General features: G+C 65.6%; 12 protein-coding genes. 7 read left to right on the forward strand and 5 right to left on the reverse strand.

Annotated features, from left to right (window positions below; all coding sequences use genetic code 11):
• Nucleotides 1-801 precede the first annotated feature (801 nt).
• The 5 genes from DFR50_RS24485 to DFR50_RS24505 all read right to left on the reverse strand — a co-directional run bounded on the left by DFR50_RS24485 (nucleotide 802) and on the right by DFR50_RS24505 (nucleotide 6,001).
• Nucleotides 802-2,067 (reverse strand): DotG/IcmE/VirB10 family type IV secretion system protein, encoded by a 1,266-nt coding sequence (locus DFR50_RS24485; protein ID WP_113891897.1) that lies wholly within the window; start codon nucleotides 2,065-2,067, stop codon nucleotides 802-804.
• Between the two features lie 5 nt (nucleotides 2,068-2,072).
• Entirely contained in the window at nucleotides 2,073-3,011 is a 939-nt protein-coding gene (locus tag DFR50_RS24490) for a DotH/IcmK family type IV secretion protein (protein ID WP_113891898.1), read from the reverse strand.
• 13 nt (nucleotides 3,012-3,024) lie between these two features.
• Nucleotides 3,025-3,654 (reverse strand): DotI/IcmL/TraM family protein, encoded by a 630-nt coding sequence (locus DFR50_RS24495; protein WP_113891899.1) that lies wholly within the window; start codon nucleotides 3,652-3,654, stop codon nucleotides 3,025-3,027.
• A gap of 320 nt (nucleotides 3,655-3,974) precedes the next feature.
• Nucleotides 3,975-4,661 carry a hypothetical protein gene (locus tag DFR50_RS24500; protein WP_210209030.1) on the reverse strand — a complete coding sequence of 229 codons (687 nt, stop codon included), beginning with the start codon at nucleotides 4,659-4,661 and terminating at the stop codon, nucleotides 3,975-3,977.
• A gap of 839 nt (nucleotides 4,662-5,500) precedes the next feature.
• The gene (locus tag DFR50_RS24505) at nucleotides 5,501-6,001 is read right to left on the reverse strand and encodes a helix-turn-helix domain-containing protein (protein ID WP_113891901.1); all 501 of its coding nucleotides are present in this window, start codon (nucleotides 5,999-6,001) and stop codon (nucleotides 5,501-5,503) included.
• A gap of 104 nt (nucleotides 6,002-6,105) precedes the next feature.
• Here DFR50_RS24505 and DFR50_RS24510 point away from each other — a divergent pair, with 104 nt between their 5' ends.
• The 7 genes from DFR50_RS24510 (at nucleotide 6,106) to DFR50_RS24540 (ending at nucleotide 13,343) form a co-directional block, all read left to right on the forward strand.
• On the forward strand, nucleotides 6,106-6,600 hold the full coding sequence (locus DFR50_RS24510) for a hypothetical protein (protein ID WP_147262898.1): 495 nt from the start codon (nucleotides 6,106-6,108) through the stop codon (nucleotides 6,598-6,600).
• A gap of 89 nt (nucleotides 6,601-6,689) precedes the next feature.
• Entirely contained in the window at nucleotides 6,690-7,109 is a 420-nt protein-coding gene (locus DFR50_RS24515) for a hypothetical protein (protein WP_147262899.1), read from the forward strand.
• Nucleotides 7,106-7,642 carry a hypothetical protein gene (locus DFR50_RS24520; protein ID WP_113891904.1) on the forward strand — a complete coding sequence of 179 codons (537 nt, stop codon included), beginning with the start codon at nucleotides 7,106-7,108 and terminating at the stop codon, nucleotides 7,640-7,642. The genes DFR50_RS24515 and DFR50_RS24520 overlap by 4 nt, the downstream gene beginning before the upstream one ends.
• Before the next feature lie 12 nt (nucleotides 7,643-7,654).
• Nucleotides 7,655-8,851 carry a hypothetical protein gene (locus DFR50_RS24525; protein ID WP_113891905.1) on the forward strand — a complete coding sequence of 399 codons (1,197 nt, stop codon included), beginning with the start codon at nucleotides 7,655-7,657 and terminating at the stop codon, nucleotides 8,849-8,851.
• 37 nt (nucleotides 8,852-8,888) lie between these two features.
• The gene (locus tag DFR50_RS24530) at nucleotides 8,889-10,247 is read left to right on the forward strand and encodes a hypothetical protein (RefSeq protein ID WP_147262900.1); all 1,359 of its coding nucleotides are present in this window, start codon (nucleotides 8,889-8,891) and stop codon (nucleotides 10,245-10,247) included.
• A gap of 136 nt (nucleotides 10,248-10,383) precedes the next feature.
• Nucleotides 10,384-12,747, forward strand: coding sequence for a DotA/TraY family protein (locus DFR50_RS24535; RefSeq protein ID WP_113891907.1), 2,364 nt, complete (start codon nucleotides 10,384-10,386; stop codon nucleotides 12,745-12,747).
• A complete protein-coding gene (locus DFR50_RS24540; RefSeq protein ID WP_113891908.1) occupies nucleotides 12,747-13,343 on the forward strand; it encodes a hypothetical protein in 597 nt (198 codons plus the stop codon). Before DFR50_RS24535 ends, DFR50_RS24540 begins: the two co-directional genes overlap by 1 nt.
• Nucleotides 13,344-13,383 lie beyond the last annotated feature (40 nt).

Genomic DNA, 13,383 nt, shown 5'->3' on the forward strand with positions numbered 1-13,383 from the left:
CGCGAGACGTTGGGTTCCTCCCTCGGCAGCGCGGTCGCCAGCGCGGCGGACGGAGCCATCACCTTCGTCTGTCCATCCGCCAGCATGCCAGGCTCAACGACGGGTTGCGGCGCGCTCCGGGGCCAATTCAGGACGACGAGCGCAGGAATAACGACGCTGGCTACAAGCGCCACCGCGAGCGCGCCCTTGCGCTTCGGGACCGGACGCTTTGCTTTGGCGGCGAGCGCGGCGCCGTCCCCATCACGGTCGCTGTCAACGATAGCACGATCGCCTTCTGCGTCGGCCGGGTTCTCAGGCTCGCCGTCAGGGCCTTGGCTCCCCTCCGCAGCGCTGGCCGGCGCCTCCTCCTTCGGCTCACCCTCCCCTCCGCCCTCGCCCTTATCTTCCCAGTCGACAAGCGCGGACGCCTTGGGCTTCGGCGGCCAGATGAGCGCGATCAGCTTCGCGACAACCTTTTTCGATCCTCTCTCGGCGTTGCGCGCCCCGCCCGCGCGGTCCTCGGGCTCGGCGACGAGGGGCGGCGGGCCGTCGCCAAGGATGTCGTTCCGGTTCGACCCGCCTTCCTCCGGAAGCCCGATCGTGGCCTCGTCGCGGCCTTCACCGTTCTCATGAGCGTCATGATGGTTGACGTCTTCAGCCACAGTCTCGGACGAGACCAAACGGATATGCGCGTTCATCGAGCCATCTCCCAAGCGAGATCATGAGTCCCGAGGGTGACGGCGCACGGCGCGAAGACCGAACAGAAAAAGGGCGGCCCCAACCACGGGGCCGCCAATCGCAATGTCGGTCTGACAGCGCGATCTATTTGATCGAGACGTTCGACAGGAACATCACCCCGACCGAGACATTCGCCGCCAGATGAACGGTTGGACCTTTTGGGATCGAAGCGGTCATGGCGTTACCGACCGCCTGGGCCGCCGCGCCGCCGGCGACCATGGCTTCCTGCTTGACGGTCAGAGGCCCAAAGGTTTGCGTCGTGCCTCCGAATGGGCTGACCGTGGTGGTCGAGTTCCCCATCGCGACCGCCGTCCCCAGTCCCTGAACGAACGCCGCCGCAGCCGGCAAGACAAAACGCTCAAGATAATGCTGATCGACACTGGTCGCGACCGCTTCCTCCATCGAATCCGGCGCAACCACGATTCCGTTGGCCTCGAGCGGTTTGCCGCGATGCTCGACCGTCTCGACCCTGACGATCAGCCGGTCGTTGCCCGACTTCGAGAACGAACCGATCATCCGGTCGCCCGCGATCGGTCCCGTGTCGGCTTCGAGGACGATTGGCCCGTTGGTGTCGGAATCGACGGCCACGACCGTATGGGCGTAGACGCCACGCCCCGCCGGGACCAGCACCTTCTCGAGGAGCGTCCCGCTTGCCGTCCCCTTGCCGAGCGCCGGAGGATCCCCCGCGCCTTCCTTCAGGACCGCCGGCTCCAGCACGACCGTCGTCTGCGGCGGCCTCGTGTTCCAGGAGCCCAGCATGTCGCCGATCGCCTTCTGGCGTTGCTGATGGGCGCCCTGCGCGTCTGCGGCGGCCGCCTCGGCGGCGCTGTCGTCAGAGGCGATCCGCTCGACGCGGGCGCCGTTGATCTCGTGCTCGGGCGACAGCCGCTCAGGCGGTGTATAGGCCGGCGGCGGTTCGGGCACGATCGCCGGCGGGGGAGGCGTATCGATCTTGGTGAGCGTCGGTCGGAAGTCCGGGGACGCGCCCACGCCGACCTCGCCTGGCGGAGGGCCGTTGAACGGATAGGAGCTCGGTATGGGCGGCGTATAGGACTCGTGCTTTTCTTCGGCTTTGTGGGCCTTTTCCTGCGAATCGGTCTTCAGCAGCGCATCCTGCGTCGGCGTGCCCTGCAGGCCGCCCGGCAGCAGATTGCCGGGCTTCATCTTGACGACCTGGGACTGCGGCAGGAACCGATTGCTGTGCGTCGAAGCGAAGATCGCCACGCCGACGGCGAGAGCGATCACCGAGACGATGCCGACGAGCCGCAGCGGGCCGCCTCGACCGGCGCCGCCGAGAAGGCCGCTCCGGAACCACGCAAAACGCGAATGGCTTGCAGGAATGAGGGTCATTGACGTCATGGCTCCGAAAGAGATGCGGAAATCGTTCGACCGTCCTGCGAGAGCAGCACGATCGGGGTGACAGGCAGGGAATAGACCGTGACGCCGCCCTCGCCGGTCTGAGAGGCCAGCCATTCCGGAGAGATCAAAGCAAAGCGGGTGCGCAACACCACACGGTTCCCCACCTTCCAGGCGCGCAGATCATCGGGCGAGACCCCGCTGACCGCGAGCGGCTCCGCTTCGGCGGGCGGCGCGCCATCGAGCATTGCGGTCAGGAACGGCGAAGCAGTGTCGGGCGCGACCGGGCCGGTCGCCGGACCCTTGGCGTTCGGCCCTCGCTCCCCCACCTGCACCGTGAGATCGGCGTCGTAGGTTCCTCCGCCCGCGACCAGCATGAACGAGATCGGCTTCGGCGCGCCCTTCAGCGTAACCAGGAGCCCGCCGCGCGGCTGCAAGGACGCCGCGGCCACCTGCAGGACATTCGAGCCTTGCGTCGGCGTGCAGACATAGAAACCCGCGCTGGCGACGGCAGGGCCGCCGCCGCCAGCCGGACCCTGGTTGCAATTGCCGTTGTTCGCCTGTCCGGCCGGATTGGAGTTGGTGTCCCACTCGATCGGCCACGGCTGGCCGGTGCGGTCGAAGAAGCTCAGCGCGGTCGGGTAGCCCTTGACGATCCGCACGATCGGCGTCGACTGTCCCGGAGCAAACGAGACATTGACGCGCCGGCTGATCGGCGAGGCGATCTCCGTGTTGACCTCTTCCTCGGCGCGCCTGTTGTCGCCGACCCGTCGCCCGAGATCGCGGATCATGCCGGGCGTCAGCGGGATCGCCTGCTCGACGTCGGCTTTGGCGGACGGCGCCGACGCATTGCCCGGTTGCGGCGGAGATTGTTGGGCGAATGCGGGGCACGACAGCGCCACGACAGCACAAGCCAAGCGAAACGTTCTGCGCGACATCACCACTGCCTCCTCACCGGGCTTCGGCGACGAGCTGATCGATCGCGATGCCGTCGCGATGATCCTCGTCGTTGGTCCTGACGACGAGCGCCGTCAGCATCATCTTCTGGGTGTTGGCCTGCTGGCTGTTCTGGCAGGTCTGAAGGATCGGGAACTGGATGCGGTAGGCGAGCGCGCCCGACTGGATCCTGGTCTCGATGATGACGGCGGCACGTTGCGCCTGCGCGAAGCAGAGCATCATGCCCTGTTTCATGGCTTCGTAATTGCCCGACTTGATGTAGCTTTCCGCAAACGTGCGCCAGCCGTTCAAGGTGAAGTGACGCCCCGCCGTGTTCAGCTCTTCCGGATAGTCGTGATAATTGACGTTGTAGGGCGCGGAGGCCCACTTCACCGTCCAATCGAGCAGTTGCGCGTCGTTGACGATCGGACTGTCGAGCGCCGCGACCGGTCGGGGCGCATGCTCGCCGTCGACAATGAAATATTTGGGCGTCGGCGGATTGGCCCAGATATAGGCGTCGTGGATCACGAACGCCGCAAGGGCCACAGAGAGGCCCATGACGAGGCCGAGGCTCCTATTGACGAGCGACGACTGAAAGTCCGGATCGGACAGTTTTCGGGCGACGGCGGCGCGCTGGTTTTCCATGGGCTGCAGCCTCAGGGGTCACGGCGCGAACAGGAACGTCGGGCAGGCAAAAAACAGAGCCGCGCTCGGCGCCGATCGCGACCTTGTGGACAACGCTTAAGCGCCCTCGGCGCAGCGCGTGAGGTCGACAGGCAAGCAAGATCATGAGACGCGCCGGCCAGTTGGACTCTGCCGCTCCTGAAACCCCTAAGGCTCCGACATGGCAGCACACCGTCATGTCCGCGATCGAACGCATAGGTTCGAGGCGTCAGGGCCGCGCGTCGATAATCGTGGTGTTCACGTCGGCGGCGTTCAGTCCCCCTTGGCGCCGAACAACCGGCTCAGGCCAGCGCCGTCACTTCGCAGCAGCTGCGTTCGGCTTTGCGAGCCTGGAATTTCTTGGTGCCGAATTCCCGGCAGGTCGAACGGTTTCCGCCTTTCGCCTTGCACCACCAGAACGAGCGATTGAGTTCGGAGCATGTGCGCAACGTCGCCCCGAGACGTTTCATCGCCTCGGCCGCGCGGCGCTCGACGGCGCCTTCGTCGTATTCGCTGATCATGTCGCGACGATCGCGCACGATCTGCAACCGCGAAATCCGGTTGTTGACCGCCGACTCGGTCAGACGCACGCCAAACTCGACCAGCATGCGCTCAGCGATCGCCGCGGCTTTCAAACCCGCAAAGCCGAGGATGGAGAACCGCTCGTCCTTGTCCTTGTCCCGGCCAAGCACCCACTTGACGTCGACCGGGAACCGCACACGCGGATCCATCTCGGGAATAACCGGCAATCGGCCGTGCGTCGGACTGAACAGCCGCGCGACGATCGCGCCGACGTCGAAGGTTGGCTTCCACGGCAAAGCGGTCGCCCGACATTCGACGACTGGACGTTCCGTAAGCCGCTTCCGGTCTCGCACGCCAAGGCCGAGCCAGCGGCGTTTGCCATGGACGCTCGATTGGGACCGACCGAGGGTCGCGGCAATCGACGCCGCCGAGACATTATCGAGCCAGAGCGCGATCAGGAGACGCACATCCCAGACCGACCACGGCTTCGCCGAGGCCGGCCGGCGAAGCGGCTTTTCCGCCGGCTCCGGAAGCCCCAGGGACGCTGCTCGCTCGCGGACTTCCTCTTCGTCGAGCCCCAGATAGAACGAGAGCGCCGCCACCCCGTGGCCGGCGCCCGCCATTCCCGAAAGCAAGAGGTCGAGCGTCGCCACATGCCCTCCCGGATCGCCCGCGGGGCGCATCAATCGCCGAGACCACTTCGGGGGAACGAAAACCGGCGACTCCTCGGAACAGCCGGCTAGCACGGTCTCAACGCTGACGATAGAGATCGGAGAACGATCGGCGAAAGTATGGACGGCGAGCATGGCGGGCCTCGTTTCTGACGCGATGACGACACACTATGTGCGGCATAACGAGCACGCAACTTTACCGAAGAAACAAAAGCAGCGGCAAAACACGTGACAACCCACCGTCATGAACGCAGATAAAACATCTACATTTGCGATGGTTGCGGGCCGTAGTTAATCCGTCTGCGGAGCGACCCGCCTGGCAGGGAACAATGATTTGTCTGGAACTGTGGTTTTTCGGTCACAGGCCATTCGAGGCCCAACGCCGCCGTGAGCCGTAGTGAGGAGCGCTGATCTGACCCTTTCGCCGTCTTTCGACCGGGTTCGCCCGCGGGAGGCCGCGCCGCTTGTCATGTCGAGTTCGAAGCGACCCGCAAGGGTTTACATGAGCGCGTGCGCAGCCTGAGGGTGTTTGAAGGAAACAGCGGAGGCGGACCGCCCTGCGCGCAGCGCTTCCCAACGCTGCTTTATGCAATCTTTGGACGCGCCGCCGGGCGAGCGCCTCCCCGGCCGCGCGGTCAGCCTTCTTCGGGGGGGTTGGCTTTCCGCTGTCTTCCCCTCTTCCGAACGACATCCGGGTCGCGTTCGCCTTCGGCCGGGCGCGGCTCTTCCTGCTCCTTGCGCTCCGCATACGCTTGCATGAAGTCCTCGAAATCGTTGGCAAAGCGGGCAATCTCGTCCGTGCGGCGGCGGAGGTGATCCACGGCCTTCTCCAGATTCGCCGCAAGACGCACGATCGCGCTGTCCATGGCGCTTTTCGAACTGCCGATCCCCTCAAACAGATCCGACACAGGAACACCGAGGGCCTTCGCGATCTTGACCAGCACGAGCAAGCTGACATTACCAACGCCGGCCTCGATCAGCCCAAAATGCGGCCCCGATACGTCGGCGATGCTGGCTAGTTGGCGCTGGCTGAGTCCGTGCTGCTCGCGCAGCCGCTTGATCTTTCGCCCTAACGCTCCTTGCGCCTCGATAAACGCCTCGCTGTTCTCAAAAGTGCCCCCTTCACGACGCGTCATGACCCATCCGCCCTCCCTTCAGCCGCTCATCGCCGTCGTTTAGCGTGACCGGCGGAGCCGCACCATAACGGTTCGATCGGATATTCACATCGCCTTAGAATTCCGTGATCCGAAGCCGCACTCATCCCACCCAAATTCTATCACCTTCGTTCGCGCCGCAGCGCTCTACCGCCTGCAGTGCGATGGAGGATATCATGCGCTTGACTGGCTTGATCCTGGCGACTGTCGGCTTCGTGACGCCGGCGACCGCCGAATTCGTGATGGTTTCGCCGCCCGCGACGGACGCCGCCGCGACTCCCGCGGCGCCTTCGACAGCGCCGATGAGGCCAAAACCTCACCCAAAAATCCGACCCGCCGCGCCCGACCCTGCGCTCGTCGGCTTCGGTACCCATGTTCCCTTGCGCTTCGCCGTCCGCCAGATTGTTCCCGCCCGCTTTCTCGTCGCTTTCGGCGAAACGGTCGATAGGGACGCGTCGGTCGACTGGAAAGGCGGCAAGGCGTGGCGCCCCACGCTTTCCGACGCTCTCCGCCCGCTCGGTCTTACCGCTTCCGTGGTCGGCGCTGCGGTGACAATCGAGCCAATCCCAACTCCGCGCTGAGGAAGCCCCAACTTTCTTGACGAGAGCCCGATCTCGTTCGCGCCGCGATGCGCCAGGCTCGCCTTCATCATCTTGATGCAGAGACCGCCATGACCGACCCCGTACTCCATGACCACTGGATCGACGCGCGCTATCCTTTCGCCCCGTCGACCGACCCGCCGGACGACATCGACAAGGCGCTCGACGCGCTCGCCGACGCGATCACGCGGGCGAACGACGGAGAGCGGCGGAGCATGGCGGGCCATTTCGCGCGCACCCCGGCCGTATCGAAAACCGCAAAAGTCCTTTCGCAACTGACGGCCTCGCGGCTGATCGCTTTCCTCGAACGCCAGAGCGGCCGCGATTCCGGGGCGCCGGCCGCCTTGATGCCCGGAATCGCCGCCTCCGGCGTCGCCGATCGTATCGCGCGGACGCAATTGTTTCGGCGCGTGACCATGGCTCCCCGGCTCTCCGCGCTCCAACGCGCTTGCAAGGCCGCTGCGCTTGACCGCGCCGGAGACCGCCCATGAAGGCCCCCCGCGCCCTCCTCCTCGCCGTCGCGCTCGCGGCCGCATCCCCGGCGATCGCCCAGACCACCGGCAGCGAATCCTGCACAACCCTGATCCAGAGCGCCGCGAACGCCGCGACGTCTCGAGTCTCGGCCGACGACACGGACATCCCCAAACCGCAGAGCGTCAAGAACTTCACCTGCCTCGACAAGTTCTTCAACGGCGCGGGCCTCAATGTCGTCATCAACCTCCTCAACCCGACGACCCTCTTGAACGCCATCGAGAGCCAGATCTGCAGCAAGCTGACCTCGATCTGGCAAAGCACGATCGGCAAGGCGCAGTGCGGGATCACCCTCACCGGATTCAAGATGGGCTTCCTCGGCGGCAGCACGCTCGGCGGCGGCCTTTCCTGCCCGAAGATCTCGATCGGCGGCGGCGGCCCGACGATCATGTCGATCGGCGTGGGAAGCACAGGCAGCGGCAAAATCTCGATCACCGGCAACGCCGTCGCCCCGACCGGCTACTCGATCACATCCCTTCTCGGTCTCTATTGAGGATGAGCGTCCATGCCCAAATCCCGATTGCTGCTTTCGTCCGCCTCGGGCGTTTTGGTTGGCGCGCTCGTGTTCGGGGCCTCGCCCGCCTTCGCCCAGATCGCGGTCTTCGATTGGGCCAACAACGCCGTGCAGGTCGCAATCAAAGCGATCGAGCAGACGATGTCCAATACGCTCACCTCGATCACCAACCAACTCACCGCGACGGGGCCGCTCGGGACCTTGCTGGGGAGCGCCCAGTTCGGAAGCGTGACCGCGCTTCTCCAGCAAGGCTTTACCCAGAACGCCAATTACGCCAAGGCGCAGGTCGATGCGCAGAGCCAGATTGTCGACGGCGCGCTGACCTCTAACGCCCGCTTCCAGCGCGACATCCGCAACGCCGGCATCCGCGATGAGCACACGACGAGTTCGCTTCATTGCGCCGCCCTCGACAGCGGTCAGACCGTCACCGTCAGCGGCGGCCAGAGCTGGAAAGTCACCCAGTCCATCCAGGACGTCGCCGACACGCGCGGCGAAGCGGGCCCCAACCAGCCTGCCTTCTACGGACAGTCGCAAGCGATCGCGGCGATCGCGCAGCTGCATTTCGCACGCTATTGCGCGCCGCCCGAGGCGACGGCTGGGCTATGCTCCCTCTCCTCGACCCCGAACGCCGACCAGCGCGCCTCGACCCTGTTTGGAACCGGCACGCTCTCCGGCCAGGCGGGCGTGACCGCCGCCAACGACTATGTGACCAACCTCGTCCAGCCGATCGTCCCCGCCGCATTGCGCGGCGACCAATTGACGTCGGAAGTCGGCCGCGACGCCAGCATTCGTCGCCACGCCTATAACGCGAGGATTTCTCTCGCGCGCCAGGTGCTCGACTACGCGGTCGGAATCCAGTCCCCCTCGGTGCCCCTCAACAGCGCCCAGCAGACACAGATGCAGAACGAAGGGCTGACGCCGGTCGGCACGGGATCATGGCTGCAAGTCCTCATGCTCGACGCCAACCGCCGCTACTCGGACGTGAACTATGCCGCGCAATTGCAGGCGATGCCGCCGGCCTCGGTCAATCGCGAGATCGCGCTCGAACTCGCCTCGACCAACTATCTCCTGACCCAGCTTCTCCGGGTCGGGATCATGCACGCTTCGACGTCAGCGGCGCACATGGCGGCGGACGTCGAGCACGATTTCCAGCCGACCGCGCCCCTGTCTACGCCGAACATCAACTGACCCCGCTTCCACTCTCCGAACAAAGGACCCCATCTCCATGGCCGACCCGGCTCCCTCTACCCCCCTCCCCGCCGGCCCTGAGAGTCGCGTCGGTCCCGCCGACCAGATCGCCGCGTTGAGCGGCGAACCGGTCAAGATTTCGCAACCGGAGGACGACAACCCGACCGAGGATCGCGACGCGTCGAGCGGCCGGCAAATCGACGCTCTCACGGCGATGGCGCCTTTCCAGACAACTGCGCCAGCGGTCAAAGTTCCCGCGAACGACCCAACGAAACGCGCGCCCGCCACACCGTCCGACTCCGCGCAAACGCCGATCTCGCCTCCGGCGCCGCGCGAACCCGCGTCCCCGCCTGAGCCGCCCCGCGCCGCCGACGCCGCGTCACGGGACCGTTCCGCGGCCGTCGGCGTCAAGCCTCAGCAGGGCCAATTAACCCCCGTCGTCCCCTCTTCCCCGAAAGCCCAGGACCATCCGAACGAGGCCTCGCGAAGCCCGCAGGGCGTGGCCCCGCTGAACGGGGCGGCGATGGTCGCCGCAGCCCTGACCGGCGGTCTCCGTCGCCCTGAGCCGCCTGTCCCGGCGGCTCCCGCCGCGGTTTCCAAGGCTGCAACTTCCAACGCCGCAGCTTCCAGCGACGCGCGAGCGCCGACGCCTTCCCTCCTTGATCGGCTCGCCGTCAAAAGCATCCTCGACAACCTTCGCCGGCCCGAGGCAAGGGTCCCCGCGCCGCAGACGGCGCCCACGCCCGGCGCGACTGCCTCCGCCTCCACCGCAGCCTCGACTGCGCCGGACGCCACGGCGAAGGCAGCCTCCCCTGCCGGCGGTCTCCGCGACAAGCTTGACGTCTTCACCGCCGACCGCATGCAAGCGCGACGCGACGCGAAAGAGATCAAGGGCGCCTCCCAGGCCGGGACCGCTGTTCTTGCCTCGCTGGAGGCTCTTGAGCGGCAGGAAACGACCGGGATCCTCACCAAGATCCGCGACGCCGCCAGCGCCAATGGCGGCATCGAGCATGTCCTTTCCGAAATGCGCCCCGGCGGCGCGTTCGAGGATCTGCGCAAGGAGTTCAACGTCGCCCTCTCTCACGACGAGGGCTTCGCGGCGGCCTACGAGAAAGCGTCGGGCGCGCTTTCAAGCTACGCAGAGACGCGGGCTGGCATGATCTCGGCGCCCCGTCCGCGCGCCGACGTCAACCTCGCCCGCCTCGAAACCCTCGATCAGGAGATCGGCGCGGCCGCCAGGACCCTCCCCGGGCTCAAGGACGGTAAGAACGCTCTCGACGAGGCGCTCGAGGGCGGCAGAGAGGCAGTCGAAAAAGCCTTCACGGCCATCCGTCAGGCGTTCACTGGCGACGCGGACGTGCGCGGCCCTTCGCCGAGCCCACGTTTCGGGCCGTAGTCTTCCATAGGCCTTCCATAGGCCTTGCTCTCGAAGTCGGAGCGCTTCGCGCGGCCAACTCTTTCCGTTTTCGGACGGGTCTCGTTCGCGCCGTCATCCGGCAGCCTCGGATAATCCGCTAGCCCCGAGGCCGCCCATGATGATCCGTCGCCGGTCCCTCCTTCTCGCCCTAGCCCTCGTCCTCCTGTCCATTGACGCGGCTCTCGCCCAGACGTCCTCGACCACGGGTTCGTCCAGCTTCAACATCAGCTGGTCGGCGCTCGATCCTGGCGATGACTGGACCTGGCAGATGCTGCAAAGCGTCTTTCCGGTCAGCGGAACCCCGCCGACCAACACCGGGACCGCCGCCACCCTGATCGGAACCCTGCTCGGCCAGATCACCGGCCTCGTCATGGCGCTCGCCATGTTCTTCCTCTGCTACCTCACCATCATCAACATCCACCGGGTCTCCGAATCGGCGCAGATCCTGACGAGCGCCATGACCTCGATGGCCGCGGTGCGGATCGGCTTCGCGGCGATCATGATGTTCCCGCTGTCGTCGGGCTTCTCGGTCGGGCAGGCGGGTGTGATGCAGGTAGCCGGGTGGGGAATCGGCATGGCGCGCACCCTCTACGCCAACGCCGTCCAGGCGATCGGCCCCGACGCCATGGTGATCGCCGATCCAATCATTCCCGGGACCCGCACCATCGTCCTCGGCCTCATCGAGGACGAACTCTGCCGCAGCCTCATCAACCAGGCGACCGCCACGACCCTGGTTCCCGCCCCGTCCGCGACTGTCGTCAACAGCGGCAAGGGGGCCGTCGTCACCTACGCCTATTCGCTGGCGGCCGGGAACGGGACCGGGTCTCCGACATGCGGCTCGGTTTCGGTTGCCGACTCCTCCGCCGCGCCGGCGACACTTGGAAGCGTGACGGTCGACATGGCGACCCAGCAGCGTTCGATTCTCGAAGGCATCGTCGGTTCGCTGAGGCCCCAGATCGACTCGATCGCGCAGTCCTATTGGCAGAACAAGACTCAAGGTGCGCTGTCGCCGCTTCTCGGCCTCTATCAGAGCGCGACCCAGACCTACACGCAGCAGCTGACCAGCGCCGCGCAGGCGATCACCGCGCAATTGCGCTCGAGCCTGAGCTCGACCGACGCCCGCAACGGCAATCTGGGCCTGAGCAAGAACGAAGTGCAGCTGTCGACCCTCGGGTGGACCTCGGCGGCGGCCTATTACCTCGGCTTCGCCCGCCTCAACGGCCTCACGCTTTCGCTCGCGAGCGGCACGCCAACGGTCAACATGCCGAGCTTCGAGGGCCTGTCTCCGTCCCTTGAGGCCGACATCGCGCCCCTCTTCACCTCCTCGAGCTCATTGCTCGACAAGCTCAAAACCTATGTCGCGACCGCCGACGGCCTGACCTCGCCAGGCGGCAACGCCGACACCCTGACCGGCACGTTCACCGGAACGGATGGCAGCGGCATGATGGAGAAGCTGTTCCGGGCGCTGAACTTCACCCCGACCCTCCTCCAGAGCTTCGTCGACAATCTCTCCCCAACCGCGCAGAACTGGGCCGATCCGTTCGGCGGCCTGATCGCGCTCGGCAATCAGATGATCCTTGTCGCCATGACGGCGCTCGGCCTCGCCGGCATCGCCTCGACCACCACCGGAACGGCCGCCACCACCCTGTTCAACGCCCTCACGATGAACTGGGCGGGCGCCGTCGCCACCCTCAGCCTCAGCGTCCTCATGCAGTTCTTCGCGACGCCGATCTTCATCGGCTGCATGGCGTTGCTGATCCCGGGCCTGACGATCGCCTTCGTCCTGCCGATGATCCCCTGGGTCATGTGGATCGCCGGCGTCGCCGGCTACCTGATCCTCGTCTGCGAGGCGATGGTCGCTGTCCCCTTGTGGATGCTCGCCCATCTCACCTTCGAAGGCGACGGCCTGCACGGGCGCGGCTTCGCCGGCTACGAGCTTCTGTTCAACATCCTGTTCCGGCCGGTCCTGATGCTGATCGGGCTCTTCCTCGGCTACTTCATCTTCACCTGCATCTCATGGCTGATCCGGATGTCGTTCGGGATCGCGGCCGCCTTTGTGCTCGGCGACGGCTGGCTCGTCACTAACTGGCTCGGCCTCTTCGTTCTGCTGTCGATCTTTGTGCTCACGCATGTCGTGGCGGCGATCGCATCGTTCCGCATGATCACCCTGATCCCGCACCACATCCCGCGCATGATCGGGTTCTCGTCTGCGAACCGGGTCGACATGGACGAGTTTTCGAGAGGCGCGGCTTTGATCGGGGCCAACGAGACGTTGTCCACGGTGCGGAAAAGCCTCAGCCCGAAGCAACTCACGTCGGGCGGGGGAAGCGGCGGAGGACAGGGCAGTCAAAAGTTGTTAGGATCTCCAACACGCGACGATGCTTCAACAACCACTTCGCCACCGAACTCGGGGTTAGACACGACTTTGCAGGCGACAACCGATATGGGCGGCGGCTCACCAGAGCCCGAGGATGCGTGATGTTCGGGAGCGACTATCTTATCGGCTATAGCCAAGGTCGATCTTCTGCCGAAGACGAGCGCGAGACGAAGGAGCTCGTCGCACGGGTAATCTATGGTCATCGGCCCGTTCAGGTCGAGCAGTCTTACCTCGATCAGCTGACGTCCGTTATTGAAACGCTCCGATCCACCTCGGATCACAATCTGGGCAAAGCGCGGATGTTTCGATCGGAGGCGCTTGAATGGAAAGCGGGTGCCGAGCGCCATGAGGCGCGCGCGGCGGCTCTCGAGGCCCAGCTTGCCTCGCTTCAAGCCCAACTCGCCGAGCGTACCGACGCCCTCGACCAAGCGCAGGCGGCGATTGCCGAGCAACTGGCGGCCCATCAGTCGACCCACGACGAAAAGTGGGGTCTCAACCTCTTCCGGCTGATCGCGACCTGGCTCATCAACGCGCATATCGCCGGCCGAAGCGACCGACCAGCATTCGCCGAAATGCGCGACATGGCCAAGGACGTCACCGATGCGATCGAGCGCGGCGAACCTTTCCGCGGCTACCAAGACGAGCCGGAGAAAAAGGCGCGGCTTCAGGCGCTGCTGGAAGAGTTGCTTCGCCCGTAGATCCCGCGTGGTCTGTCAATCGGCGTCGAACATTGGCTCT

Source organism: Roseiarcus fermentans, assembly GCF_003315135.1.
GTDB classification, from domain to species: domain Bacteria; phylum Pseudomonadota; class Alphaproteobacteria; order Rhizobiales; family Beijerinckiaceae; genus Roseiarcus; species Roseiarcus fermentans.

Excerpts from the sequence above, each read along its gene's own strand:
- DFR50_RS24535 (WP_113891907.1), top strand. The coding sequence starts at position 10,384 with ATGATGATCCGTCGCCGGTCCCTCCTTCTCGCCCTAGCCCTCGTCCTC.
- DFR50_RS24505 (WP_113891901.1), bottom strand. The coding sequence starts at position 6,001 with ATGACGCGTCGTGAAGGGGGCACTTTTGAGAACAGCGAGGCGTTTATC.
- DFR50_RS24495 (WP_113891899.1), bottom strand. The coding sequence starts at position 3,654 with ATGGAAAACCAGCGCGCCGCCGTCGCCCGAAAACTGTCCGATCCGGAC.
- DFR50_RS24530 (WP_147262900.1), top strand. The coding sequence starts at position 8,889 with ATGGCCGACCCGGCTCCCTCTACCCCCCTCCCCGCCGGCCCTGAGAGT.
- DFR50_RS24540 (WP_113891908.1), top strand. The coding sequence starts at position 12,747 with ATGTTCGGGAGCGACTATCTTATCGGCTATAGCCAAGGTCGATCTTCT.
- DFR50_RS24525 (WP_113891905.1), top strand. The coding sequence starts at position 7,655 with ATGCCCAAATCCCGATTGCTGCTTTCGTCCGCCTCGGGCGTTTTGGTT.
- DFR50_RS24490 (WP_113891898.1), bottom strand. The coding sequence starts at position 3,011 with ATGTCGCGCAGAACGTTTCGCTTGGCTTGTGCTGTCGTGGCGCTGTCG.
- DFR50_RS24515 (WP_147262899.1), top strand. The coding sequence starts at position 6,690 with ATGACCGACCCCGTACTCCATGACCACTGGATCGACGCGCGCTATCCT.
- DFR50_RS24520 (WP_113891904.1), top strand. The coding sequence starts at position 7,106 with ATGAAGGCCCCCCGCGCCCTCCTCCTCGCCGTCGCGCTCGCGGCCGCA.
- DFR50_RS24485 (WP_113891897.1), bottom strand. The coding sequence starts at position 2,067 with ATGACCCTCATTCCTGCAAGCCATTCGCGTTTTGCGTGGTTCCGGAGC.